The sequence below is a fragment of the Streptomyces sp. NPDC058284 genome (assembly GCF_042881135.1).
Lineage (GTDB): Bacteria > Actinomycetota > Actinomycetes > Streptomycetales > Streptomycetaceae > Streptomyces.
Genome location: NZ_JBHVYE010000008.1, coordinates 149,349 through 174,040 on the forward strand (window position 1 = coordinate 149,349; position 24,692 = coordinate 174,040).

Below are 24,692 nucleotides of genomic sequence, written 5' to 3' on the forward strand. Positions count from 1 at the left end.
GGTTGATCTGCATCGCAGCATCAGATCAGCGTGGGAGTCACAACCCTGGCCCACCTATGGCCCACAGACTCCCCGGATGCGTCCGTACAGGCGGTGCCGGTCACTGCCGACAGCAGTCATCAGCGGCTGCCGCGATACCGAAGGGCAAGAGCTTCTGCGTGCTTTCGGATCGCTCCCATCCGCGCTTCCCACTCGGCCCCCCCGCGATGTTCGGGGTGGGCGGTCGTCTGCTCTGAGTGTTTGCGGTAGTGGAGTCCTGCCTCACCAATAAACCAGCCGTCGGCCGTGAGGTCGAGAGCCATTAGGAGCGCGGTGTCCTCCGAGGCCGGCAGGGCCATCCACCCCCCAATTTGAGCGAGCAGGCCATCCCGGATACAGAGCGATGCGGGGTGCACCTTGGGGCGGTGCGTTGTGGACCAATAGGCGTATAGCTCGCCCCGCCTTAGCGGCCCGGGAGCGGGATCCCCAACCGGGTAGCGCTTGAGCGAGCCGTCAGCCATGAGGTCGTGTGCATTGCACACAGTCCAACCTACGGATGGGTGCGCCTCCAGGACTTCAATGTCCCGAGCGAGGGCGCCGCCCGGCAGGATGTCGTCAGCGTCAAGCACCTTCACCAGTTCGCCCTGACTCCTCCCCCAGGCCATGGTCCGCGTCACCCCCGGGCCGCCGCGTCTATTTCCACTGACCTTGACGCGTGGGTCATCGAGGATGTCTGCGGGCACCTCTGCTCCCGATCCGCCATCAACTTGGACCATCCACTCCCACTCCCAACTACCGGGCAGTTTCTGGGCTCGGAGTGAGGTATAGACCTCGGGAAGGAACTTCAGGGCAGTGTCGTGGACCGGAGTCACGACGGACACGATCGGATTCACTGGGCCCACCTTTCGAGCGGGACGGAGTACTGCAATTCGGTCCGCTCGCCAGGTAGAACAACGTGCGAGTACTCGACAACATCACCACCCGTCGAAACGCTGGTCTTGTCGAGGAGGAGCACAGCGCTGCCGACCGGGATACCCAACTTCCGCGCCTCTGCCGGAGTGGCCAGACGGGTCCTGATGCCGTCATCTATGCGGTCGATCTCAATCCCGATGGTGCTCAGCTGGTGATGTGTCCCCCCTGGCCATGGCTCCTTCGAGCTATCCAACAGATCGGAGTTTCGCGCGGCCACCTCATGAACCAGGTAGGAATCGATCAGGGAAAGCGCGGTCGAATCCCCAGCGGTGCTGTGCCAGTACTGCCGGTGCAGCATCAAGGTGCCTACGTCCACCCCGAACCGTTTGGCGAGGTCCGAGTCCGCGGGAATGGCGCTGAATGTCGCATGGGTCTCGATCTGGTCATGTTCCAGGCCGGTGTCCTTGTCGATCACACCGCTGTTGCGGCGCACCTCGTCAGGTCGCTGCGCCAGCCTCTTCTCCCAGACATAACGCTCCTGATGGCGGCGGATCTGGTGCGGCGGGCGCTGACGAACCTTCGTACCGTGCCCCCGGATCATGGTGACCAGCCCCTCAGCCTCCAACGCCTTGTACGCCGCAAGGATGGTGGTCTTCGATCCCTTGCCCTGCGCCACCAGGTCTCGAATCTGGGGGAGCTGATCGCCAGGGCGATACCCGACGCTGCCGGCTGCGATGTCCCGAGCAATCTGATCTGCGAGTCCACGCCATTGCGGCGTTTTGGGTGCCATACAGAACCCTCCTTCTCAACCCTGCCAGTGAATCACAGTCCCGGGATTGATCGGTGTCCCGGGACTGTTGACAGTCCCGGGACTTCATGCCAATCTCTTGGCCATGCCCGATCCGTAGTCCCGGGACAGTAGCCAGAGACGACTCGGGGCATAGGTCGTGGCTTGCTGACCCTGCGCAAACGCAGAGGGCGGGGACGCTGCAATCCCGCTAAAGGCCAGACATCAGGGCTTAGGCCCGACTGGCGAGGTGGCCCGGTGACCGCGAGCAACGGCCGGAGGGTGGGGACGAGGTCCCCCTTGCAGTGCGTATCCCCTGTTCAACGAGTTGCAGGAGTGGCAGTGAATCGACGAAAGCGATGGGCCCGGCCGTGATCGACCGGCATGGCGGCGCCGCTTCACCTCTGGTCCAAGGCTGCGATTGAGCGCCACGGACAACCGGTCAACTTCAACCGCTTCACGGCGACTATCCGCCGTGCCGGTTGCCTCCTCCGCCCGTCCGGACGCCCTGCGGGGCGGTCCTGTACGGGCGGGGTCGAGGGGAGCCGGATCACCCCGACTTCAACGGCGTGCGGCCCCGGTGCTGGAACACCGGGGCCGCTGTTCGGGCCGTACCTACTGCTAGGGAGAGACGACCCATGGACTACATCGTCACTGTTCAGCAGGCTGTTACCGCGTTTGCTCCGTTTATGGAGCCCACGGACGCGGAGCTGGACGCCATCGAGCACGAGGCGCCGCTGATCGCTGCGGAGCTGGACCTGCTGGACGTGCAGATCGCTCTGCTGGACCGGCCGGTGTCGCCGCTGGACGAGCGGCGGTTGCGGCGGGCCGCGAACAAGGTTCTGGCCGCGCGGACCGTGATCGCTAATTACGGGGACTCGGTTCGCGAGGGTGATGCCGCGTGATCCGCATCGTCACCACGAGTCGCCTGGGTCAGCTCGTGCACGAGGCCCGTGCTGCGCACGAGCAGACCCGGCACATCGCCGTCACCGCGAGCGAGGCGTTCGGCCGGCACGTCCGGGAGCTGTACGCCGTCACCGACCGCGCGGAGCGGGCAGAGGCGGCCACCTTTGAGGTTAGCGGGATGCTGGCCCGTGTATTCGAGGAGCTGTCTGGGGCGCAGGAGGAACTCCTCCTGAAGGACATCGAGACCCGCAGGCTACGCAAGGAGCTCAACGCGCCGATCGTGGGGCGGACGCTGACGGTGCTGTCGCACTATGGCGAGCCGCACACCATCTACCGCACGCGTGAGGACGCGCACGCCGACACGGCCACCCACGGGGTGCCTGCGGACGCGTGGGTGCCCGCCGGTGAACGCCCGGCTGCTGAGTGCGCGTGGCGGCTGTCGGCGTTCCTCTACGACGCCACATCGAACGGGTTTCGCGCGGCGTTCATGCCCGCGCCGGAACCGATCGGGGGCGCGGCATGAACGGTGTTCAGACGCGTTCAGCAGAACGTGCGCTGTCGGGTGGCACCTGGTCCATCGTGTCGGGCGCGATGCTCTACTCCATCCTGACCGTGACGCCGTTGATGGCGGCGCACACGGCCGCGGAGTGGGACTGGACGGCACCGATCCTGCCGCTCGTGGTGGATGCCGCGGTCGTCATCGTGGTCAAACTTGATGATGTCCTGGCCCGCCTGGGTGGAAGCGGTGGGCGGTGGCCCATCACGCTGCGTTGGATGACCGGCCTGATGACCCTGGCCCTGAACACCGCTGACTCCGCACTGAAAAGGGACCTGGTCGGCGTGGCCATCCACGCGGTGGCGCCGCTCCTGCTCATCGTCACCGCGGAGACCAGCCTCGCCTACCGGCGGGCTATCGCCGCCGCGGTCGCGGCCTTGAAGGCGGAGCAGAACGCAGAACGCGAGCGAGCCGAGCAGACGGCTCTGCAGCGCGCTGAACGGGCCCGTGCGCAGGCGCGCGAGGAGCGCGAGCACGCCGCGATGCTGGCGCGTGAACAGCGTGAGCACGAAGCTGCCCTTGCCCGCGAAGAGAGCGAGCGGGAGGAGCGCTGGCGCCGCGAAGAGCGCGAGCGTCAGGAGCGGGCCGAAGCGCGTGAGCGGGAGGCTCGTGAACGCCGTGAACGCGAGCGTGAACAGCGTGAACAAGAGCGTCTGGGCCGTGAACGCGCGGAGCGGGAGCGGGCGGAAGCGGTGCGCCGTGAGCGTGCCGAGGCCGCCGCGCGTGAACAGCGTGAACAAGCAGAGCGCCGCGAGCGCGAGCGGGCAGCGCTCCTTGAACGCGGTCCCGCCCCGGTCAAGCTGCCCGAGGAGGAGGCCCGTCGGATCGTGATCGCCGCGTACGAGGTGGGGGTCAAGGTGCGCGAGGCCGCGGACCTGTGCGGCTGGTCGGTGGGCTGGGTCTCCACCCGCTATGCCGAACTCCGCGACCCCGGCGCCGACGGTGCCGCGCTGGCGATTGCGAGCCGGTGATGGGTGCCTTATCGGTCTATCCCTGGCGGTTGGCCCCGGACGGTTTGGCCACGCGTCGCCAGCTGCGCGCCCTCGGTTTGCGGCCCGGTGGTCAGGACGTGGTCGCGCAGGTCGAGCGCCCGCGCTATCGGCGCGGCCCGCTGGTCGCCTACCTCTACCGCGTCGATCGCGCGAAACCGGTCCGGCCGATGACGCTGGCCAAGCGGGCGGCGCTGGCCAAGGCGAATGCCGCGCGCCGTACCTGCCCGCAGTGCCGCACGGATGCCGGATACGTCATCCCTGCCGCGCTCGGGGCGTGCGTGCCCTGCGCCTATCCCGATGAGCAGCGCGCCGCCTGAAACCCCTTCTGACCTGCACAGCACCCCTATCCGTTCGCTTGCTGCGAGGAGTTTCGCTGTGTCCAGTCGTACCCGTGCCCGCCGCGGCGCCGTGAAGGTGCCCATCGGCGCGACCACTGTCCGTATCCCGCGTCAGCGTGGCCGGCGCTCCGGTCAGCCGTTCATCGTGGTCGTCCCTGACCGTCCCTCCCTCTCTCGTGAAGCCCTGGGCTGGGTGGGGCGGCTGCTGTGGACGCATCGCCGCGCCCTCGCCCCGTTAACCCTCGCCGTCACCGCCCTGCCTCTCACGGCGATTCTGCACGTGCTGGCGTGGTGGTCCGGCCTCGCGCTCGCGCCGCTGGCCGCGGGCCCGCTGGTTTGGTTGGCGCTCATGCAGCGCCGCCGCCCGGCCGGCGACCGCGGCGTGCTGGGCTGGCGCATCGGCCTGGCCCTGCTCGCCACCGCCGCCACCGCCTGGATCGCCCTCGCCGCGGCGTTCGGGCCACTCGCGGGCCCACTGGAACTGCTCTGGCTGCTCACCCTGATCACCGCTCAGAGCACCTGGTTCATCATCCGCCGCGCTCACTGACCTGAAGGAGAACGTCTGATGGCGCAGAACACCAATGGCCAGCGGCGACGCGCGGCCACGGGAGACCCCAAGACCGGCAAGTTCGCCAAAGCGGGCGCCGCGGCCGGCGGGTTCGTCGGTGCGATGGGCGGCTCGTTCGTCCCGCCGGTCAACCTCACCGTGAACAACAACAAGGCCACACCCCGCAACGGTGGTCGGCCCCGCTCCGACTCGCTGTTGCCGGCCCCGGAGTTCACCTCGCCGGCGCAGGTGCGCAACTACTGCAACACCCTGCGCGCCGGCGCGGTGACCCTGGCCATCGAGGTCGCCATGGGCGCGGAGATCCTCAAAGGGGTGCTGGCCGCTGTGCCGGATCCCGAGGGCAAGGCGTTCGGCTCGCGTCTGCGCGCGGCGAAGGTGGCCCGCAAGCTCAACAAGGCCGCCGACGATCTGAAGTCCGCGGCCAAGAACGCCGCCGCCTGCTACGCCACGTTCCAGCAGGAGTACGAGGAAGAGATCAACCGCGTCCGTCACCGCGCCCGCAAACCGGTTCGTCCGGTCATGAACTGGGCTCAGCAGTAAGGAGGCAGCATCGTGATGCGACGTAGCGACCACGACGAGCAACAGCAGCTCCTGCACCTGATGGAGACCCAGCGTGGCACCTCCGACGGTGGCGGTGTGGGCGCCTACCTGATGCACCGCGCCAAGCCGCACATCCCGCCGTGGTTGGGCATGGGCGGCATCGGCCTGGCCGGCGTGCTCGGGCACCTTAGGTGGGCGGAAAGCACACCGGCCGCGGTCGGCCTGACCCTCACCTCGGTGGCCCTGTCCGGCGGCGCCTACGTGATCGGCAAGACGACCAGCAAGCAGCGCCGTCTGCACTCCGCCATCACCACCGGCATGGCGTCCGCGTGGCTGACGGCCGCATGCCTGGCCGGCCCCACCGCGGGCCCGCTCGATGACCTCTACCTCATGGGCGGCCCCGCCGCCGCCCTGTCGTGGAACATCCGCATGCTCATGCGCCACAACCCCGACGGCTCCGGCGAAAGCTCGGACGCAGGGCTGCTGGAGAAGGTGGGACTCGCCCGCACGAAACTGGGTGCGGCCAAGGTCGAGGCGAACCGCGTCACCGTGCCTTACGCGGTGCCCGCGGGGGAGGCCACCAACGACGACGTGGCCAAGGCCCTGCCCAAGCTCGCCAGCGCGCTGGACGTGCCGCCCAACGCGGTCCGCCAGCAGCGCGACCCCGAGTCCGGCCGGCGCGGTGAACTGGTCATCGTCCCGCAGGACATGCTCAAGCAAGTCACCTGGTTCCCCGGTCCGTCCGCACCGGGCGGCTCGATCGCTGACCCCCTGGTCATCGGCCTGTACGACGACGGAAGCCCGCTGCTGCTCACCCTGCCCGAGGCCATTCACCTGCTCATCATGGGTGTGACCGGCGCGGGCAAGACCGAGGGCGCCCTGGACATCCTCGCGGAAGTCCTGACCCGGTCCGATGTGGCAGTGTGGCTGTCCGACCACGTCAAGAAGGGCCAGGATCTCGGGGAGGTCTTCCCCGCGTGCGACTGGGTGGCGACCACCCCGCAGGACACCGAGATCATGATCGAGGCGGTCAAGGCCGCCATCCCGGCGCGCACCGCTTGGCTGGGAGCGCACAGCTACCGCGCGTGGTGCCGCGAGGCCGCACAGGCGCAGAACGATTCGGCGCACTCCTGCCGCAAGGACGGGCGGGCGTGCGGCTGTGCGGGCATGCCCTACCTCCTGACCTGGTTCGAGGAGGCCGCCAACACGTTGGCGCGCCTGGACGACGACGTGTTCACCACCATCGCCCAAGAGGCCCGCTCCGCCGGTATCTCACTGGTCATCTCGATGCAGCGAGCCAGCGGCTACCAGATCAGCACCGACACCCGCGCGAGCCTGCCGTCTTCGCTGTGCTTCGGCGTCGACGAGAAGGACGCCAGCTTCGCCCTCTCGACCGAAGTGCTCGATGCGGGCGCCAACCCCGGCGCGTGGAAGAACCGCAAGCCGGGCTACTGCTACCTGGTCGCCGCCGGCATCGAGGAAGAGCTGTACGCCAATCCGGCCCGCACCTTCCGCAACGACCCCGTGACCCTGGAATGGGTCGCGCGCGAGTTCGCCGGCCACCGGATGCCGCTGGACATGGTGAGCGCCGGTGCGGCGGCGAGCGTCGCCGGCCGCGCCTACACCGACCGCACCCGCCCCGAAAGCCCGATGGATCCTGCGGAGGACGACGTGGACGACGAGCAGGGCGCCGGCGTGGACCCCGAGGACGCGCACATCGACCCCGAGGCCGAACTCCCCGAACCGGAAGCGGGCGACGAGCAGCCGCTGTTCGGGCAGGAGGCCGGCCGTAAGCCCTCCCCGGAGGAGGCGCGGCGCCTGCTCGCTGAAGCGCTCGCGGAGTTCGAGGCCGAGGGGCGCATGGTGGTCGGCCCGAAGGACTTCACCGACTGGTGCGACGAGCACGACCTGACCCGCTCGTGGGTGTCCAAGCGCCTCAAGGACGCCGCCTTGGACGGCCGGTTGGAGCCGACGAACCAGACCGGCCGGTGGCGGATCGTCCCGGCTCTCACGCCGGCCTGACGCCCGTCACACCGTGACAGTCCCATCACACCCAAACCCCTAGGTAGACGTGGTGTGACGCAACCATCACACCACCCCGTCACACGGCATCACACCTCACCGTCACACCCTTGCCCGCGGGCCCCGTCACACCCAGACGGGGGCCCGCCGGCGCATCCCCAGGGAGGTCCCGTGAACCATCCCGACCGGCCCGCGCCCCCGGCGGCGCTCGAAGTGCACCACCCGATACCGATCACCACCGTCGACCCCTGCCCGGCACCCTTCGCCCCCGCCCCCTCGGGGAGGGAGCGTCAGCCGGTGGTGTGGGTGCCCGACGCCTACGGGCGGATGGTCCCCATGCCCAAGCACCTCGCCCCCGCCCCGATGGAGCGCCCCGAGCCGCGCGACCTGACCCCGCTCCCACTCCTCGACCCGACCGCACAGCGTTTCATCGGCGCCGGCATTGGTGGCGGCGCCCTGTCGGCCGGCCTCGGCTACGCCACCGGGCAGGTCGTCACCGCCGCCGCCGGATTCACCTCCGGTGCCGGCGCCTGGTTGCTGATCCTGCTGTTCCTCATGCTCCGCGCGCCCGCCGCCTCTCGCGGAGGGAGCACGGTCCACATCCGCAAGGCGGTCATCAAGCGCAACCGCTTCTACGGCTGATCCTGGGGGGAGCGATGGCCTACCGCGGAATGATGCCCACCTCGTTCCTGGTCAGCGGGCAGATCCAGCCCACGGAGTACCGGCGCTGGGCCGATGCCCGTCGGCGCTTCGCCCACCGGGAGAGGGACCGGGTCAAGGTCGAGAAGCTGAAGGAGTCCATCCCCCAACACGGGCTGAGAGAGCCGCTCGTGCTTGGAGTCGATGACCGCTACTTCGACATCTACGTCGGCGACGGACACCACCGGGCGGTCGCCCTGATGGACCTCGGCATGCGGACCTTCCCGTTCCGCTGGTACTGGATCCGATCCTTCGGCGTCCACATGGAACACACCCCCTTCCCCTTCCACCTGCTCCGCGACCCTGCGAAGGAGTAGCGCCATGACCTGCCGCTACTGCACCGGACACCACCCGATCCGCATCGACGCCTACCCCGCCGGCAACCCCCGCGCCTCCCTCACCGCCGCACACCGCGCAACCACGGCCCGCGAGGAGGCGCCCGGCCCCGTCCACGTCCACTACGACGTGATCAGCGACACCTTCGCCGTCATCCGCACCGACACCCCCGAGCACGTCTGACCGCCCACGAAGGAGACCCGCATGTCGTTCGGAGAGACCCCGATCACCGTGATCGGCAACCTGACTGCCGACCCTGAGCTGAGGTTCACCGAGGGCGGCGCCGCCCTCGCGAAGTTCACCATCGCTGCGACCCCGCGCATCTTCGACCGTGAGAGCAATCAGTGGAAGGACGGCAACGCGACGTTCTTCCGCTGCGCCGCCTGGCGCCAGCTTGCCGAACACGCCGCGGACTCCCTGACCAAGGGCTCCCGCGTCGTTGCACAGGGCCGGATCCGGCAGCACGACTGGGAGACCGACCAGGGCGAGAAGCGCTCGATGCTCGTCATGGAGGTCGATGAGATCGGCGCGTCTGTGCGGTTCACCACCGTCACCATCAACGCCAAGCCCGCCAGGAACGCCCCGGCGCCCGGTGACGACGCGTGGACCGTCAACGCATCGGCCGCCAGGCAAGAGGGCGACGAGCCGCCCTTCTAGCAGAAGGGAATCTTCCAGTCGGCGGGATCCAGGGACTCCACACCCCATTGCCGGTGCTGATAGATCCGGAACGGGGGCCAGTGACCTGTGGTCCAGCCAGAGGTCGCGGCCTTCGCCAGGTACGCGGCGTTGAAGCCGCGGAAGACGGCAGCCCTGACGCGGATCGTCGGCGGCACCTTGGTGTTGAAGTAGGTGTTACGCAGGTCGTGCTGGAACCAGGCACGGCGGCGCGGGTTTAGTACCTCAACCTGTGTGAACTCGATGCGCTCCACCCAGACCTCGTAGCGTCGGCGCAGGTCGTCGAGTTCGTCGTGCAACCGCCCTCGGCCGGGGTGCCGTCCCGGGCGCCAGGTGCCGGGGTTGAGTGAGACGGCGGCGAACTCCAGCGGTGTGCGCTCACCCTTGCCGAGGTTGCACGCTACGCAGGCCGGGACGAGGTTGTGCGGGTCATCGCCCCCGCCCCGTGCGTAGGGAATAACGTGATCTTTGACCTCGGAAGGGGCCAGACAGTACACGCACCGACCGTCGTGTGCGGTCAGGACCGTGAGTTCTTCCCAGAGCGGGAAGTAGCGCCGTCTGGGCCGTCCGGAGGAACGGCCCGGGCCTGATGGCAGCTGCTCGCTCACCTGTCACTCCTGGGCCTGGCCCTGACCGGTGCGGGCGGCAGGCACCAGGGCTGCCGTCGCGCGCCGGTGGACCTCCCAGTGCGCCCGCAGCCACCTGCGGTGGCCGGAGGCGAGAGGAACGGTCAGCGGCGCTCCCGCCAGCGCCGCATACGCCGGATAGGGCCGCAGTTGCACGGCGGCATCCACAGCCCAGCTGACGGGATCGACGGCCAGGAGACCGAGGTCGAACAGGCGGTGGACGTCCCGGCGCAGCAGCAGACCGCCGTCGCTGCGGTGTTCACCGCTGGCCGCGTAGCTGTAAAGGTGGGCGGCCTCCAGCACCGCCGCCGGGGCGGGCCCGGTGATGGCGCAGACCTCACCGTGGGCGTGCAGGAGCTGGCGGCGGAAGGCGGCCTGTCCCAGCCGGGCGCGCACGGTGGTCTGCCGGTGCCCGCCGGCGATGGCACGCTGCGCGCCGTCGGCGATGTCCACGCTCGTACTCGCGCCGGTCGCCTCGATCGCCTCCCGCAGCGCTTCCCAGCGCATCGCGCGCAGACTGTGCTGGGTGCGGGGGTTATCGCACAGAGCGCGCAGTTCAGCGCCGCTCAGAACCCCGGGCATGTCCACCCACGCCGCTCCGTGGCGTGAGCGGTAGGTCGTCACGGTCTTGCTTGCGGCCGTGGGGACATCGAATTTCGCCGGGCACTTCAGGCAGACGTACACGGGCCGCTTCGTCTTGCGCGGCTGGAAGTCCGACTTACCGCACTCGGGGCAGCGGTAGATCTCCTTGACGGCCTGTCCGGTCTCGATCCCCTCGATCACGGAAACGCCCAGCAGCGCCGCCTTGTCCCACACGGCGATCACGTCCCCCGCGGCCAGGGACGCGTGATGCGGGACCGAGCTGTCCCAGCTGTAGTGCTCCGACGGCAGATCGTCATAGCCGCCGTTTCCCCCGTGCTTGCGGTTGTCACCCGCCGCCAGAACCAGCCAGGCCGTGGCCAACGCTCTCCCCTTCCCTCCCTTACACACCCGGGCCGGCCGCGCTCTGTCCAAAGCCCGCGGCTGACCCGGCTCCTCACCACTCATCAGCAAGGAGGAACCCAGCATGAACCACCCCACTGACATCCGGTACGCCTCCGGCTCACCGCCCCGCATCCTCGGCCTGTGCGCCGGCTACGGCGGCCTGGAGGCCGCCGTGCGCGCCCACATCGGCGGCCGGATCGTCGCGTTCGCGGAGAACGACCCCTACGCCGGCAACGTCTACACCGCCTGCCACCCGGGCGTGCCGAACCTGGGGGACATCACCGCCACCGACTGGGAGCGGGTGCGGGACCTGTACGCCCCGGACGTGGTCGGAGCCGGTTTCCCCTGCCGTAACACCTCCAACGCCGGACGAAGGGACGGGATCAATGGGAAGTGGTCGCGAGTCTGGAAAGATGTCGCTGAGGCTGTGGGCGTCCTTCGACCGCGTCTCGTCTTCCTGGAAAACGTGGCGGCGCTCCGCTCGCGGGGGCTGGACGTCGTCGCCCAGGACCTGGCCGCGCTCGGGTATGACCTCCGGTGGACATGTCTACGAGCTGGTGACCGAGAAGTCGGCGCCCCGCACCCGCGCGACCGCTGGTTCGCCGTCGCCTATCCCCCTGCTGAAGACCCCCACCTCACAGCTCGGCATCAACGGCGGACCGCAGCCCCCGGCCAAACGCAAGGCGGGCGGGCACGGCCCGACGCTGGAGGACGAGGTGGTCTTCCTGCTCCCGCCGCCCCCGCCCGGCACCTGAGGCTGCTGCCCACGCCAAAAGCCTCCGACGGCCCGCACGGCGGCCCCAACCAGCGTGACACGAACGGCAACTACTACCTGCCCGGCCAGGCCGTCCGCCTGAACGAGCGGTGGACCGCCCCCGACGGCACCGACTACGGCCCGGCCATCCGCCGCTGGGAGGACGCCACCGGCCGCCCGGCACCGTGCCCGACCGAGCCCGGCGGGCGCGGCAACCGCCGCCTGGCACCCGCCTTCGCCGAATGGATGATGGGCCTCCCCGCAGGCTGGGTCACCGCCGTGCCCGGCATCCCCCGCAAAGAACAGCTCCGCATCATCGGCAACGGCGTCGTGCCCCAACAAGCCCACCACGCCTACGGGCTGCTGCTCGGCTCCACCGCGGCCACGCCGCAGAACATGGGGGCAGCGGCATGACCTGCAACCTCGCCCTGCTCGCTTGGGCACTTGAAGCCGCCCGCCGCGGCTGGCACGTCTTCCCGCTCCGTCCCGGCGACAAGCGGCCCGCCGGACATGCCGAACGGCTCTGCCCCGGCACCGGACGGTGCACCGGCGGGCACCGCAAGCCCGAACAGCGCGCCACCACCGGTCCCGACCTGATCACCGCCGCATGGTCCGCGCAGCCGTACAACATCGGCATCGCCACCGGCCCCTCTGGGCTGCTCGTCGTCGACCTGGACGTGGTGAAGCCGGACGAGCAAGAGGGAGCGCCTGACGGCGCGCAAAGCCTTTTGGCGCTCTGCGAACGCGCCGACGAGACCCTTCCGCCCACCTTCCAGGTGCGGACTCCCAGCGGGGGCCACCACCTGTACTTCACCCAACCGGACGGGGCGCGGCTGCACTCCACGGCGGGCCGGCTCGGTCACCACATCGACACCCGCGGGTGGGGCGGCTATGTCGTCGCCCCCGGCAGCACCACCCCCACCGGCACCTACACCGTCACCGACGAATCTCCCGTGGCGCCGCTCCCGACGTGGCTCGCGGAGCGGTTGGGCGAGCAGCCGCGGCCCGATCCGCGCACGGTCATGACGCCCGTGCGCGACGGGACCAAGGCTGCTCGGGTGGCGCTGGATCGCGAATGCGGTGTGATCCGGGCGGCGGGGGAGCACAGCCGGAACGACACGCTGCACAAGAGCACGTGCAAGGTGGCCCGGTTCGTCGCCTGGGGGAACATCAGCCGCGCCACCGTGGAGGAAGCAATCCAGGCGGCGGGGCAGTCAACGGGACTGTCCGCTGCCGAGTGCACCACCACGATCCGCAGCGCCATGGAGTGGATCCTCGCCCACGCCACCCCCAGGCAGGCGACATGACCACACCCGCCGCCGTTCCTCCCCTGGATTGCCTCTACCCGGCCACGACCAGCCGCGAGGAAGCCGCCAAGGCGCCCCGCCGCTGTGTGCCGTGCGGCCGAAGGACGACGCCGAAGGCGTCCTTTCAACCCTCCCCTGCACCGCCCTCGCCGAGGATGACGCCGACGCCCCGGCCGACCCGCAGATCGTCGGATACCTGGAGATCAGGGCGCCCCACAAGCGTCCCCCCACCGCCCGTTCAACCTGCGCGTGCGGGCGCGACATCGCTGCCCGCGGTGTGGCCGACGTCCACGCGCTCATCGACTCCCACGCCTACCACCGCACCGTGTGCCCCCTGCACGATCAGCCGGAAAGGAGGAACGCCGCATGACCCAGACCACGCAGGCCACGCCCATCGACGGTGCCGCCCTGCTCGATGAAGTCGAGGCATTCCACCGCCGCTTCAACATCTTCCCCACCGAACACGCCTACACCGCGGTCACGCTGTGGGATGCCCACGCCCACCTCATGGACGCGCTCGATGGCACCGCCCGCCTGGCGTTCCTCAGCCCCGAGCCGGGGTCGGGCAAGTCGCGAGCCCTGGAGATCGTGGAAACCCTCACCCCGCGCGCGGCGACCACCGTCAACGCCTCCGCAAACGCCCTGTTTCGGCTGGTCGCGGCCGACGGGGGCACTCCGACGATCCTCTTCGACGAGATCGACACCGTCTTTGGCCAGAAGGCCGGCGGAAACGAGGAGGTCCGTGGGTTCCTCAACTCCGGCTACCGGCGCGGCGCCAAGTCTCTGCGCTGCGTCGGAGACGGCTCGAACCAGACCACGGAATGGTTCTCCTCGTTCTGCGCCGTGGCCATGGCCGGACTCGGCTCCCTGCCCGACACGATCCTCACGCGCTCGGTCATCATCCGCATGCGCAAGAAGGCCCCCAACGAGAAGTGCGAGCCCTACCGGCGCCGCACCCACGAGAAGCAGGGGCACGCCCTGCGCGACCGCCTCGCGGAGTGGACGGCCACTCTGCACGAGCAGGTAGCCGAGGCGTGGCCCGGGATGCCCGAGGGCGTCTCCGACCGGCCGGCCGACGTGTGGGAACCGCTCCTCGCGGTCGCCGATGCAGCCGGTGGTCACTGGCCCGAGCGGGCACGCGCCGCGTGCGTCGCGCTCATCAAGGCCGCGACCGATGGCGACGAAGCATCCCTCGGAGTACGGCTGTTGACCGACCTGCGCGACCACGTGTTCTGCGGCGCCGACCGAATGCCCACCGCCGCCATCCTCGAAGTCCTCCTCGGACTCGATGACGCCCCGTGGGGCGACATGAGCGATGACGGACACACCAGCAAGCCGCTCACGGCGCGCGCCCTGTCCGCGCTCCTGCGGCAGTACGTGCGGCCCGACAACACCCCGATCCGGCCCCGGGGCATCCGGGTGGGCAGCGGCACCCCCAAGGGCTACTACGCGGAAGACCTCAGCGACGCGTGGGCCCGCTACTGCCCCCCTGCCCCCGGAGAATCCGCAACAGCCGAAACATCCGCAACATCGCAGGTCAACGGGGGTGAATCTGTGGCGGAAGGCCTTTTCGACAGCCGCCACATGTCTACGGAAACCGACACACGCCCGCTCCGCAGCGTCGGCTGACCAACCGTGCTCGTCAGGTGCCGCCGCGCTCGCGCGTAGCGGCACCTATCCGCAACACAACAGGCATCCGCCACAGATCCAAGCCGCTGACCAGCAATGTTGCGGCGTGGCGGATGTTGCGGATTCCCAGAAGGCCAAAGACGAGGGGTCGCAACGATGGCTCGCTCCAAGATGCTCAGGCTCGCTGAAGTCCTCGAAGAGATCGACATGAGCCGCGCCGCGTTTTACCGCATGCGCGCCCGCGGCCAAGCACCGCGACTTCGCAAACTCCCGAACGGTCAACTCCGCGTCAGCCGCGCCGACCTGGACGCGTGGTGGGAGCGCTGCGAGAAGTCCGCCGCTTAACGTCCGTCTGCCTGAGCCCGCCCCTCCCCAGGGGGCGGGCTCCCCCATGCTCCGGAGAGTCATGCTCACCTATGAGGTAGTCGTTTACTCCATTCGTCAGCGACGCGGACGGTCGAAGCCGTGGGAACTGCGCTGGCGCGTCGGAACCCGCCCTCACTCGAAGAACTACCAGCTCAAACCGCAAGCCGATGGCCGACGATCTGAGCTGATGGCCGCCCTACGGGAGGGCCAGCAGTTTGACGTCGAAACGGGCCTCCCTGCCAAGGAGGTGACCGCTCTCTCCATGCCTACCTGGTTCGAGCACGCCAAGGCATACGCGATGATGAAGTGGCCGTCAGCGGCGGCCAAGCACCGGGCGAGCATCGCGGAATCGCTCGCCGTGGTCACCCCGGTATTCGTGGCCACGAAACAGGGGAGCCCGGACCCGAAGGTTCTCCGGGACGCGCTCTATCAGTGGGCCTTTCGGGCCGTCCGGTCGGAGGCTGGCGAGTACATCCCGCGATGCGACGCTGAGGGCACTCCTGCTGAGATCAGCGAAGCTCTGGCGTGGATCGCAACGAACTCGCTGAAGGTCGATGATGCGGCTCGGCCTGAGCACATCCGCGCGGCGTTCACCGCGCTGTCCAAGCTGCTGAACGGGGCGATGGCGGCAGAGAATACGGCCAACCGCAAACGCATGGTGCTCAGCAACGCGTTCCGGTACGCCGTGGAGGAGCGGGCCTTGCTGCCCCGGCATCCGTTCCTTGCTGTCGACTGGGCTGCACCGGCCACATCGGATGAGGTCGATTTCCGGTACGTCCCGGGGCCACAACTCGCGCGCAAGCTACTCGCTGCGGTGGCCAAGCAGGGGCGGCGGGGCGAACACCTGGAGGCTTTCTACGGCGCGATCTACTACGCCGCCACCCGCCCCGGGGAGGCCGCTGCTCTCTATAAGGACGACTTGGTCCTGCCGCCCGAGAATGAGCCTGAAGCCTGGGGCGAAGTGCTGGTTTCGGAGAGCCGCCCAGAGGTTGGCGCTGGTTGGACCGACAGCGGTAAGTCCTACGACGAACGTGGGCTCAAGCATCGCGCCCGAAAGACCGTCCGCCCCGTGCCGATCCCGCCCGTCTACGTGCGGATGGTGCGCTCGCACATCGCGCGCTACGGCGTGGCCTCTGACGGACGGCTGTTCCGCGCGGCGAACGGCGGACGGGTCAGGTCCACGGAGTACTGCGCCATCTGGGAGGGGGCTCGTGAAGCCGTTCTCAGCCCACAGGAGTTCCAGACCGAGCTGGCCGAAGTGCCGTACTGCCTGCGGCATGCCGCCATCTCGCTCTGGATCAAACGTGGCGTGGACCCCGTGGAAGTCGCCTACCGCGCCGGCCACAGCGTCGCCGTCCTCTACCGTTTCTACGCCAAGATCCTGAAGGGGGGATCGGCCCACGCCAACCGTCTCATTCAAGAGGGGCTCGAAGCCGAGGAGGAGTGACGGGTCTGGCCCACGTATGGCCCACACGCCCTGGTCAGACCTGGGATACGGGCGAAACCAGGTGAGACAGGTTGAACGTCAGAAGGGGTGCCCCTCATGCCGGGGCACCCCTTCTGAACTGCCAATTCTCTGACCTGCGCGGTGGGTGTGGGATTTGAACCCACGGTGGCGTGAACCACGACGGTTTTCAAGACCGTTCCCTTAGGCCGCTCGGGCAACCCACCCCGCGCCGTCCGACCGGAAACGGATCAGGACGGCGCGGGGACAAGACTAGCGGGTCAGCTGTCGCCCTTGCGCTGGCCCAGGGTTACGTCGACCGTGTGCTCCTTGCCGTCGCGCTCGTAGGTGATCTTCACCGAGTCGCCCGGCTTGTGGGTCCAGATCTGGCCGATGAGGGTCGGGCCGCTGTCGATCGTCATGCCGTCGAGCTCCGTGATGACGTCGCCGGGCTTGAGGCCCGCCTTGTCCGCCGGGCCGTTCGGGGTGACCGGATCCGAACCGTCCGCGCCGCTGCGCGGGCTGATCGTCGCGCCGGCGCCGTCCTGCTGGAGCGAGACCGAGGCACCGATCACCGGGTAGACCGGCTGGCCGGTCTTGATCAGCTGCTGGGCGACCTGCTTCGCCTGGTTCACCGGGATCGCGAAGCCCAGGCCGATGGAGCCGGACTGACCACCGCCGCCGAAGCCACCGCCGCTGTCGGCGGGCTTGATCGCGGAGTTGATGCCGATGACCGCCCCGCGCGCGTCGAGCAGCGGGCCGCCGGAGTTGCCGGGGTTGATGGAGGCGTCGGTCTGCAGGGCGCTCATGTACGAGCTCTTGCCGCTCTGGCCGCCGTCGCTGGAGGTCACCGGGCGGTTCTTGGCGCTGATGATGCCGGTGGTGACGGTGTTCGAGAGGCCGAAGGGGGCGCCGATCGCGATCGTCGAGTCGCCGACCGCCACCCGGTCGGAGTTGCCGAGCTGGAGCGGGCGCAGGTCGCCCGGTGCGTTCTTGAGCTTGATGACCGCCACGTCGTAGCCCTCGGCGCGGCCGATGACCTCGGCGGCGTACTTCTTGCCGTTCGAGAACGTCGCCTGGAGCTTTCCGCCCTCGGCTGCCGACGCCACCACGTGGTTGTTGGTGAGGATGTGGCCCTGCTTGTCGTAGACGAAGCCGGTGCCCGTGCCGCCCTCGCCGCCGCCGCTCTGCGCCTCGATGGTGACGACGCTCGGCAGGGCGTCGTTCGCGGTCTTGGCGACCGATCCTGGCGCGCGCTTGAGGTCGGCGGGGGTGTCCGCGGCGGAGACCGTCGTCGAACCCGTGTCGTTGTCGTTCCGCTCGGCCGCCCAGTAGCCGACGCCACCGCCGATGCCGCCCGCCACCAGGGCAGCCACGAGCACCGCGGCGACCAGGCCGCCGCGCCGGCCGCCGGGCTTCGGCTCCTGCGGCTGGTACGACGCGCCCCAACCCGACCCGGAACCACCGCCCGTGGCGTACGAGGGCACGGCGGGCGGCTGCGGAGGCGGCCAGTTCCCGGCGCCGGAAGCGCTCTGCGGAGCCCCCGCGTGCGCCGGGGTGGGGGCGTGCCCGGGAGCGGCGTGCGCCCCCCCGTGGCCCGGCTGCCCGGTGGGCGCGGGAGGTACGGAAGGTGCGACGGCATCGGCGGGCCCCGGGTGCACGGCGCCGTGACCGGCACCATGACCCGCCCCGTGGTCGGCACCACGACCCACCCCGTGATCGGCGCCGTGGTCGGCCCCGGCGACGGGTCCGGCCGCGGGACCGGCGGCAGCGGAGTCGGCAGGAACTGCGGGAGCGTCCACCGGCGCGGGAGGCGCGGACGGGGCCTTGGGTACCTCGTTGCCCTCGTTCTCGGTGCTCACAGCTCTTCTCCTCGGTCCATGCTGTCGTTGCGTGCGTTCTCGGTCACGGCCTGTGGCGCCGACTGTGCGTCCGTCCGTCCTCTATGGACATCCGGACAGATGGGCATCTGTCCATGTAGGCATCTGTCCATCTGTCTGCAGTCAGCTTTTCCCATGGGCTGTCAGGGCACCATAAGCCGAGCCTGTGTGTCCGGCGCCCCCGGAGGGCACCGTCCGGCGAGCCGCCGAGTACCCCGTGATGGCACCATGACGCGGTGACCCTCGCACGACAGCACCAGATCCAGGTCGTCGCCCACCGTGGAGCGTCCGAGGACGCTCCCGAGCACACGCTGGCCGCGTACAAGAAGGCGGTCGAGGACGGCGCCGACGCCCTCGAATGCGATGTCCGGCTCACCGCCGACGGCCACCTTGTCTGCGTCCACGACAGGCGCGTCAACCGTACGTCGAACGGCCGCGGCGCCGTCTCCGCCCTCGAACTCGCCGATCTCGCCGCCCTGGACTTCGGGTCGTGGAAGAGACACCACGGCGAGGCCGAGGAAGGGCCGGACTGGGAGGGCTCCACGGGCGCCGACACGTCCGTCCTCACCCTGGAGCGGCTGCTGGAGCTGGTGGCCGAAAGCAATGCATCGGGGCGTCGCGTACGGCTCGCGATCGAGACCAAGCACCCCACCCGTTGGGCGGGCCAGGTGGAGGAGCGCCTGCTTCTGCTGCTCAAGCGCTTCGGCCTCGACGCCCCCTCCTCCGAAGGCGATTCGCCGGTACGGGTCATGAGCTTCTCGGCGCGCTCACTGCACCGCGTACGGGCCGCGTCGCCGACGCTGCCGACCGTCTACCTGATGCAGTTCGTCTCGCCGCGCCACCGTGACGGGCGCCTTCCGGAAGGCGTACGCATCGCAGGCCCCGGCATGCGGATCGTGCGCGGCCACCCCGGGTACGTGGCCAAGCTGAAGCGCGCGGGACACCAGGTGCACGTGTGGACCGTGAACGAACCGGAGGACGTCGAACTCTGCGCCGAACTGGGTGTCGACGCGATCATCACCAACCGCCCCAAGCAAGTTCTGTCCCAACTGAATCAGCTGGGACTTCATTAACTCCGGTTACAGGGTGTGCACCGGCGCGTTCGGTACGTATTCGATCGTTACGAGTGCGTCACCGGACGTCGAGTGGCCGGTTTCCGGTCCAGTCCATTGGGGCATCCACACCGTGGCGTGGGGCGAAGGAGGTCTCGGGGGTGGCGTTGGTGGTGGCACGGGAGGTGCCCACGTCGTCGAGCATGGCCGTACCCCATGGCCCTGCGGGCGTGGGGGAAGCAAGACACCGGATGCGCAGTCAGCTGCGCATGAGCGGGGTCTCGGAGTCGGTCGTCGACGATGCCGTACTGGTCCTGTCGGAGTTGCTCAGCAATGCCTGCCGGCACGGCAGGCCGCTGGGCCGCGGGATGGTCGGCGACGGTGACGTGCGGGCGGCGTGGCATGTCGACAAGGCGGGCCTGCTGACGGTCGAGGTGACGGACGGCGGCGGACCGACCCGCCCGCTCCCGGCCACCCCGTCGGTCACGGCGCACGGCGGCCGCGGGCTCAACATCATCACGGCGCTCGCCGAGACCTGGGGCGTCCGCGACGACGCGCACGGCGAGGTCACCGTGTGGGTCGTCCTGCGAGCGGGGCACCGTCACGAGGACTTCGCTACGCGCGTCGCCGCGCCGTCGGCGGCCGCGATATCCGACCTCGCCTTCCCGGACCCCTTCGACGACCTCGACTGAGGCAACCGCCGGGCACCGCACGGGCACCTGCCGGGCGGTCGCCGGGCCACACGTCCCGACGGCCCCCGTACCAACGGCTAGGCTCGCGCCCGTACGCAAGAGACCCGTAGCCGGGAGACACCCAAGATGGCCAAGAAGCGCCCCCAGACCAAGGGCAAGCAGTCGCAGCTCAAGAGCGGGACCGGCGCCTCGGGCGCCGATGAGAACTACCCCGTCGTCGGCGCCCGCGAGCCCTGCCCCTGCGGTTCGGGCCGCCGCTACAAGGCCTGTCACGGCCGGGCCGCCGCCCACGCGGTGACCGAGCTGGTGCAGCGCCCCTTCGAAGGCCTGCCCGGCGAGGGCGACTGGGTCGCGCTGCGCGAGCTGGTCCCCGCCGCCACGGTGGAGCTGACCCTCAAGGGCGGGCTCCCCGAGGGCGTTCCCTCGGTCTCCCTCGCCACCGTGCTGCCGATGGCCTGGCCCGCGCTGCGCCGCGACGACGGCTCGGTCCTGCTCGGCCTGCAGAACGACACCGCGTCCGGCGACATCAGCCGCGACCTCGCCGACACCCTGCAGCGCGCCCTGGAGGCCGAGCCGGGTACGCCGGTGAAGGGCCGCCGCGCCCCGGCCGACGGTCCGCGGCTGCAGGACCTGCTCGACCCGGCGGGCCCGTTCGAGCCGGTCGTGCACTCCGGCTTCGAGTTCTGGGTGCCGGACGCGGAGAACGCGACGCCGGAGGTCTCCGCCTCCCTGGAGCGGGCGAACGACGCCGCCATCCCGACCGCCAAGCTGACCGGCGTGGACGCCGCGTACTGGTGCGAGACGCCGGACAAGAACCACCTGCGCTGGGTCATGCCGCACCCCGAGGAGCAGCTCCTTGACGCGCTGGCCCGGCTGCACGCGGCCGGTACGTCGAGCCTCGGCGAGGGCACGCGCCTGGTCGGTTCGTTCCGTGCGCACGGTCTGACCGTGCCGGTGTGGGACCTGCCGAGCGACGTCGGCGCCGCGGACGTCGAGAAGCCCGCGGCGCAGTTCGCGGAGCGGCTCGCGGCGGCGCTCGCCTCCGACGCGCCGCTGACCGCGGACGAGCGCCGGGCGCGCGGCGGCCTCACCAACCGTCAGGTCACGCTCAGCTGAACCATCGGCCGGTCGGGGCGGTAGGGGTCGTATGCGTGACTCCTGTCACAACTCCCCGTAGGGACAGATAAATCCCTGTCCGGATAACTGGGATCGAATTTGCCAAGAGCCGATCTCTTGTTACCGTTCAGGTAGCCCGGTTGCTGGTGCATCCCCCGTCGCCAGCAACCGGGCCTTTTTCATTTCCCGGGACCGGTTCGGGTCTCAACTGCCTTGCGCCGACGCGGAGTTGCTCCCCGAGCGCAGCAGCAGTCGGCCCGCCTCCCCCGCCGCGTACTCCGCCACCGCCGAGTACGCCGCCGCCTCGCCCGCCGTCCGCTCGCGCGGGGTCTCGCACGTCGCCGGTTCGTCCCCCACGCCCACCACACAGTGCATTTGCACGGTGCGAGCGCCGGGACCCATCAGGGTCAGCACGGCGGTCAGCTCCTCGCCGGTGGCATTGCGGTAGTACGTGCGCGCCCAGGTGTCGCGGGCGCGCGTGAGGACACAGGTCTGCGCCTCGATGCCGTCGGGCGAGGAGAGTTCGGGGCCGCACCGCGCCGCGGTGGTCTCTCCGAGGACCGCGGGCAGGGAGGACTCCGGACCGGACCCCGCAGACCGGTATGGCTCCGAAGGGGCGTTCGAGGGGGCGCGTGAGGGGGAGAGAGGGGGCGACTTCGCGTCACCGTCACCCACCGGCCCCGCGGACGCGCCGGCGAGCGGTAGAAGAACCGTGACGGCCACGACGCCCAGGAGCACGATCAGGCGGGGTTGCATGAGCCGAAGATATCGACAGTGGGCGCGCGGCCCGGCCGCCGCGCGCCCGATTCCCCTACAACTCGGGGGCGCTCACACCCGTACGAGTGAGGGCGTCCACGACGGCGTCCACCACCGCCTCGACGTCCGGCACCCAGGGGGCGGCCGAACCGGGCAGCGGCGCGCGCTCCCAGCGGACCCTGCCCTGCCCCGTCTCGGAGGGGGGCAGGGCGAGATAACCGCCCTCCCCGTGGAAGCGCAGTGAGCCGGGGACGTAGTCCTTCGTATAGAGGAGCTCACCCAGCTGGGCCATGGAGTACGGCGCGACGAGCACATGGAGCCTGGTCTCGGTGGCGACCACAGGGCCGAGCCTGATGCCGGCTTCGTCGAGCGCGGCGAGGGCGCGCACGCCCGCGTCCACGGGGAGGCTCACGGCGCACGGGGCGCTGCCTCCGGTGGCGAGCACGACGGGTGCGCCCGGTCGGTTGGTCCACCACCAGCGGACCATCCGCTCATCGGTGGTGGCGGCGAGGAGGCCGGGGTCGAGGGGGTGCGCGCCCGGCACCGCGCAGTCGAGGTCAGGGCAGGCGCACCGGCTGCCGTCGCGCCGGTCGAGGCCGACTCCGGGCAGTACGGGCCACCGCCATGCGGTCGCGAAGGTCAGAGCCGCGCCGAGCTGTCCGGCGCTCCGGCCGGGCCTTCTTCCGATTCGCCAGGACAGGAGCCTGCGTCGCCTTCCGAGGATCTCGCGCATGAGCGCTCGTTCCTTTCCGTTGCACGCCGGCGGTTAGCCGGGGAGACTGCGGGCCACATCACACCATGTGTGGATCTCTTCGCTGTACGTACGAGCTGGCACATCCGACCCCAGCCTGCGGCATGGGGAACCACTCTGAACCGAGCGTTGACGTGGCGTGGGGTGGCGGCGCCTGGCGTTTGCCGTCCCGCGATATTGCTTGCCGCCTCCGCCACGGGAGGATGGGGCACGGTCGTCGTGAGTTAGGACGCCCGGGTCCTTGGTCAGGTTCCGGACGGGTCCCAACTGCCCCTGGCCATCACTGAGTACGTACCCAGCGCGACCACTGCAACGCTTTACCGAACAACCTCAGTCGACCCCAATATGCCCTAACCTGCCGCTGTTTTCAGCCATATTTTCAAGATCTTTTACCGCTTGATCAATTCCCACGGACACCAGGAATCCCAGCAGGACAATGCTGGACATCCCCTCACCAGTGCGTGTACATCTGGAGGCATTGCTAGCGGCGCATAATGACATGGGGGTTTGCGATGCTATTGAGCATTACGCACCGGCCGGAAAGCCGTCAGCCATGAACACCCCTCACCTTCCGAAAGTGGCCGGAATCGATTCCACTGTTCCACCACCGGCCCACACTGTCGCGCCGACCGCGCAGACCACGCCCGCCGCAGCGCCCACGAGGAGCACTTCCGTGCCGGGCGCACCGGGCGCCGTGCTCCAGGACCGGCTCGCGGGATGGGTCTCCGACCTCACCACGCTGCACGAACTGACCGAACGGCTCGCCCGCACGGCCACCCTCGACGACGCCCTGCAAGAGCTCCTGCGCGCGGGTGCCGCGCTGGTGGGCGCCCGGCGCGGTCTCGTCGTCGTGGAGCCCGCCGACGGGCTCGGCCCCGAGACCACCGTGGGCCTCGGCCTCGACCGCGCCGACCTCGGGCACATCGAGACGGTGCCGCGCGCCGCCACCGCGTACGGCAGGATCCTGGACGCCCCGGAGGGCGGGGCGGACGCCGCGCCCGGTACTGGGCCTGCTGCCGCGTCTGCTGCTGTGCCCGGCGCCGTGCCCGGGGAGATCGCGCAGCCCGATCTGCTCGCCGACGACGCTCTCGACCCGCGTCACCGCGAGGTCGCCGCCCGCCTCGGATACGCCGCGAGCTACGCCCTGCCGCTCGCCTCCGACTCCGCGGGCCGGATCGGCGCCGCCGTCTGGCTGTACGACGAGCCCGCCGAACCCGCCGAGCGCCGCCGCCACCTCGTCGGGCTCTACACCCGCCACGCCACCGAGCACGTGGCGCGGCTGATCGAACTGGACCGCGCCCGCGCCGCCGACGCCACCCTGCGCGAGGAGCTCATGCCCTCGCGGCTGCCCCGGGTCGCCGGTGTGCAGCTCGCCGCCCGGCACCGCACCGGGCCGCGCGGCGGCGGCGACTGGCACGACGCGCTGCCGCTGCCGGACGCGGCGCTCGGCCTCGCCGTCGGGTCCGTGACCGGGTCGGGGCCCAGCGCCGTGGCCGCGATGGGCCGTCTGCGCGCCTCCCTGCGCGCGTACGCCGTGATGGAGGGCGAGGACCCCGTCGCCGTCCTCTCCGACCTGGAGCTGCTGCTGCGGCTGACCGAGCCCGCGCGGTCGGCGACGGCCCTCTTCGCGTACTGCGAGCCCGCGCTGCGCAAGGTCGTCCTCGCCGGAGCCGGCCACAGCCCGCCGCTGATCGTCGGGGAGCGGCGCACGGAGTTCGTGGAGACCTCGCTCTCCGCGCCGCTCGGGATGCTCGCCTGCTGGGAGGCGCCCAGCGTGGAGATCAGCCCGGAGCCCGGAGAAACGGTGCTCCTCTACACCGACGGGCTGCTGTACCGCACCGGCGAACCGATGGACCGGGCCTTCGCACGGCTGCACGCGGCGGCGGCGAGCGTGCCGCGGGGCATCAGGGACGACCCCGGCGCGATCGCCGATCACGTGCTGCACACCGTCCTGCCTGACGGGCTCGACGCGGTGGACAGCGACGAGGACGTGGTGGTGCTCGCGGCCCGCTTCGAGTGAGGCGC

28 protein-coding genes and 1 tRNA gene are annotated in these 24,692 nt (G+C 70.1%); 21 read left to right on the top strand and 8 right to left on the bottom strand.

What is annotated here, in order from left to right; translation table 11 throughout:
• Nucleotides 1-119: 119 nt before the first annotated feature.
• A complete protein-coding gene (locus ACFVYR_RS14275) occupies nt 120-881 on the bottom strand; it encodes a glycosyltransferase family 2 protein (protein WP_389611840.1) in 762 nt (253 codons plus the stop codon).
• Nucleotides 869-1,681 carry a GntR family transcriptional regulator gene (locus ACFVYR_RS14280; RefSeq protein ID WP_384254627.1) on the bottom strand — a complete coding sequence of 271 codons (813 nt, stop codon included), beginning with the start codon at nt 1,679-1,681 and terminating at the stop codon, nt 869-871. Before ACFVYR_RS14280 ends, ACFVYR_RS14275 begins: the two co-directional genes overlap by 13 nt.
• A 635-nt stretch (nt 1,682-2,316) precedes the next feature.
• On the opposite strand from ACFVYR_RS14280, the gene ACFVYR_RS14285 reads away from it, so the two are divergent.
• The 11 genes from ACFVYR_RS14285 (at nt 2,317) to ssb (ending at nt 9,292) form a co-directional block, all read left to right on the top strand.
• On the top strand, nt 2,317-2,583 hold the full coding sequence (locus ACFVYR_RS14285) for a DUF6284 family protein (protein WP_384254624.1): 267 nt from the start codon (nt 2,317-2,319) through the stop codon (nt 2,581-2,583).
• Nucleotides 2,580-3,107 (top strand): hypothetical protein, encoded by a 528-nt coding sequence (locus ACFVYR_RS14290; protein WP_384254622.1) that lies wholly within the window; start codon nt 2,580-2,582, stop codon nt 3,105-3,107. The genes ACFVYR_RS14285 and ACFVYR_RS14290 overlap by 4 nt, the downstream gene beginning before the upstream one ends.
• On the top strand, nt 3,104-4,111 hold the full coding sequence (locus ACFVYR_RS14295) for a DUF2637 domain-containing protein (protein WP_384254620.1): 1,008 nt from the start codon (nt 3,104-3,106) through the stop codon (nt 4,109-4,111). The genes ACFVYR_RS14290 and ACFVYR_RS14295 overlap by 4 nt, the downstream gene beginning before the upstream one ends.
• The gene (locus ACFVYR_RS14300; protein WP_384254617.1) at nt 4,111-4,449 is read left to right on the top strand and encodes an RRQRL motif-containing zinc-binding protein; all 339 of its coding nucleotides are present in this window, start codon (nt 4,111-4,113) and stop codon (nt 4,447-4,449) included. The genes ACFVYR_RS14295 and ACFVYR_RS14300 overlap by 1 nt, the downstream gene beginning before the upstream one ends.
• 58 nt (nt 4,450-4,507) lie before the next feature.
• Nucleotides 4,508-5,017: a hypothetical protein gene (locus tag ACFVYR_RS14305; RefSeq protein ID WP_384254614.1), complete on the top strand. Its 510-nt coding sequence runs from the start codon at nt 4,508-4,510 to the stop codon at nt 5,015-5,017.
• An 18-nt stretch (nt 5,018-5,035) separates the two neighbouring features.
• The gene (gene traA, locus ACFVYR_RS14310) at nt 5,036-5,578 is read left to right on the top strand and encodes a plasmid transfer protein TraA (RefSeq protein ID WP_384254613.1); all 543 of its coding nucleotides are present in this window, start codon (nt 5,036-5,038) and stop codon (nt 5,576-5,578) included.
• Between the two features lie 15 nt (nt 5,579-5,593).
• On the top strand, nt 5,594-7,600 hold the full coding sequence (traB, locus tag ACFVYR_RS14315; RefSeq protein WP_384254691.1) for a plasmid transfer protein TraB: 2,007 nt from the start codon (nt 5,594-5,596) through the stop codon (nt 7,598-7,600).
• 171 nt (nt 7,601-7,771) lie between these two features.
• Nucleotides 7,772-8,242, top strand: a complete 471-nt coding sequence (locus ACFVYR_RS14320) for a hypothetical protein (RefSeq protein WP_384254610.1) — start codon at nt 7,772-7,774, stop codon at nt 8,240-8,242.
• 14 nt (nt 8,243-8,256) lie between these two features.
• Nucleotides 8,257-8,616 (top strand): ParB/RepB/Spo0J family partition protein, encoded by a 360-nt coding sequence (locus ACFVYR_RS14325; RefSeq protein WP_384254608.1) that lies wholly within the window; start codon nt 8,257-8,259, stop codon nt 8,614-8,616.
• A gap of 4 nt (nt 8,617-8,620) precedes the next feature.
• Nucleotides 8,621-8,818, top strand: a complete 198-nt coding sequence (locus ACFVYR_RS14330) for a hypothetical protein (protein WP_384254605.1) — start codon at nt 8,621-8,623, stop codon at nt 8,816-8,818.
• A gap of 21 nt (nt 8,819-8,839) precedes the next feature.
• A complete protein-coding gene (gene ssb, locus ACFVYR_RS14335) occupies nt 8,840-9,292 on the top strand; it encodes a single-stranded DNA-binding protein (RefSeq protein WP_384254603.1) in 453 nt (150 codons plus the stop codon).
• Here the strand turns inward: ssb and ACFVYR_RS14340 are convergent.
• Together ACFVYR_RS14340 and ACFVYR_RS14345 are read right to left on the bottom strand one after the other, a co-directional pair.
• Nucleotides 9,289-9,918, bottom strand: coding sequence for an HNH endonuclease (locus ACFVYR_RS14340; RefSeq protein ID WP_384254600.1), 630 nt, complete (start codon nt 9,916-9,918; stop codon nt 9,289-9,291). The genes ssb and ACFVYR_RS14340 overlap by 4 nt on opposite strands.
• A gap of 3 nt (nt 9,919-9,921) precedes the next feature.
• Nucleotides 9,922-10,899, bottom strand: a complete 978-nt coding sequence (locus ACFVYR_RS14345) for an HNH endonuclease (protein ID WP_384254598.1) — start codon at nt 10,897-10,899, stop codon at nt 9,922-9,924.
• Nucleotides 10,900-11,002: 103 nt separating this feature from the next.
• Here ACFVYR_RS14345 and ACFVYR_RS14350 point away from each other — a divergent pair, with 103 nt between their 5' ends.
• The 6 genes from ACFVYR_RS14350 (at nt 11,003) to ACFVYR_RS14375 (ending at nt 16,423) form a co-directional block, all read left to right on the top strand.
• The gene (locus ACFVYR_RS14350) at nt 11,003-12,088 is read left to right on the top strand and encodes a DNA cytosine methyltransferase (RefSeq protein WP_384254595.1); all 1,086 of its coding nucleotides are present in this window, start codon (nt 11,003-11,005) and stop codon (nt 12,086-12,088) included.
• Nucleotides 12,085-12,981, top strand: coding sequence for a bifunctional DNA primase/polymerase (locus ACFVYR_RS14355; RefSeq protein WP_384254593.1), 897 nt, complete (start codon nt 12,085-12,087; stop codon nt 12,979-12,981). Before ACFVYR_RS14350 ends, ACFVYR_RS14355 begins: the two co-directional genes overlap by 4 nt.
• A 91-nt stretch (nt 12,982-13,072) precedes the next feature.
• Nucleotides 13,073-13,351: a hypothetical protein gene (locus ACFVYR_RS14360; protein WP_384254590.1), complete on the top strand. Its 279-nt coding sequence runs from the start codon at nt 13,073-13,075 to the stop codon at nt 13,349-13,351.
• Nucleotides 13,348-14,610, top strand: a complete 1,263-nt coding sequence (locus tag ACFVYR_RS14365) for a DUF3631 domain-containing protein (protein ID WP_384254588.1) — start codon at nt 13,348-13,350, stop codon at nt 14,608-14,610. The genes ACFVYR_RS14360 and ACFVYR_RS14365 overlap by 4 nt, the downstream gene beginning before the upstream one ends.
• A gap of 156 nt (nt 14,611-14,766) precedes the next feature.
• Nucleotides 14,767-14,955, top strand: a complete 189-nt coding sequence (locus tag ACFVYR_RS14370) for a helix-turn-helix transcriptional regulator (protein WP_384254586.1) — start codon at nt 14,767-14,769, stop codon at nt 14,953-14,955.
• Between the two features lie 61 nt (nt 14,956-15,016).
• A complete protein-coding gene (locus ACFVYR_RS14375) occupies nt 15,017-16,423 on the top strand; it encodes a tyrosine-type recombinase/integrase (RefSeq protein WP_384254583.1) in 1,407 nt (468 codons plus the stop codon).
• A gap of 139 nt (nt 16,424-16,562) precedes the next feature.
• Here the strand turns inward: ACFVYR_RS14375 and ACFVYR_RS14380 are convergent.
• Nucleotides 16,563-16,647, bottom strand: a tRNA-Ser gene (locus ACFVYR_RS14380).
• A gap of 54 nt (nt 16,648-16,701) precedes the next feature.
• Nucleotides 16,702-18,282: a S1C family serine protease gene (locus ACFVYR_RS14385; protein ID WP_384254581.1), complete on the bottom strand. Its 1,581-nt coding sequence runs from the start codon at nt 18,280-18,282 to the stop codon at nt 16,702-16,704.
• A 254-nt stretch (nt 18,283-18,536) separates the two neighbouring features.
• On the opposite strand from ACFVYR_RS14385, the gene ACFVYR_RS14390 reads away from it, so the two are divergent.
• The 3 genes from ACFVYR_RS14390 to ACFVYR_RS14400 all read left to right on the top strand — a co-directional run bounded on the left by ACFVYR_RS14390 (nt 18,537) and on the right by ACFVYR_RS14400 (nt 21,160).
• Nucleotides 18,537-19,373, top strand: a complete 837-nt coding sequence (locus ACFVYR_RS14390) for a glycerophosphodiester phosphodiesterase (protein ID WP_384254578.1) — start codon at nt 18,537-18,539, stop codon at nt 19,371-19,373.
• A gap of 53 nt (nt 19,374-19,426) precedes the next feature.
• Entirely contained in the window at nt 19,427-20,044 is a 618-nt protein-coding gene (locus ACFVYR_RS14395) for an ATP-binding protein (RefSeq protein ID WP_384254576.1), read from the top strand.
• A gap of 126 nt (nt 20,045-20,170) precedes the next feature.
• Nucleotides 20,171-21,160, top strand: coding sequence for a DUF5926 family protein (locus ACFVYR_RS14400; protein ID WP_384254573.1), 990 nt, complete (start codon nt 20,171-20,173; stop codon nt 21,158-21,160).
• A 204-nt stretch (nt 21,161-21,364) separates the two neighbouring features.
• On the opposite strand, the gene ACFVYR_RS14405 is transcribed toward ACFVYR_RS14400, so the two are convergent.
• Nucleotides 21,365-21,916: a hypothetical protein gene (locus ACFVYR_RS14405; RefSeq protein ID WP_384254571.1), complete on the bottom strand. Its 552-nt coding sequence runs from the start codon at nt 21,914-21,916 to the stop codon at nt 21,365-21,367.
• A 55-nt stretch (nt 21,917-21,971) separates the two neighbouring features.
• Nucleotides 21,972-22,649 carry a bifunctional DNA primase/polymerase gene (locus tag ACFVYR_RS14410; protein WP_384254568.1) on the bottom strand — a complete coding sequence of 226 codons (678 nt, stop codon included), beginning with the start codon at nt 22,647-22,649 and terminating at the stop codon, nt 21,972-21,974.
• 454 nt (nt 22,650-23,103) lie between these two features.
• On the opposite strand from ACFVYR_RS14410, the gene ACFVYR_RS14415 reads away from it, so the two are divergent.
• Nucleotides 23,104-24,687: a PP2C family protein-serine/threonine phosphatase gene (locus tag ACFVYR_RS14415; RefSeq protein WP_384254566.1), complete on the top strand. Its 1,584-nt coding sequence runs from the start codon at nt 23,104-23,106 to the stop codon at nt 24,685-24,687.
• Nucleotides 24,688-24,692: the final 5 nt, after the last annotated feature.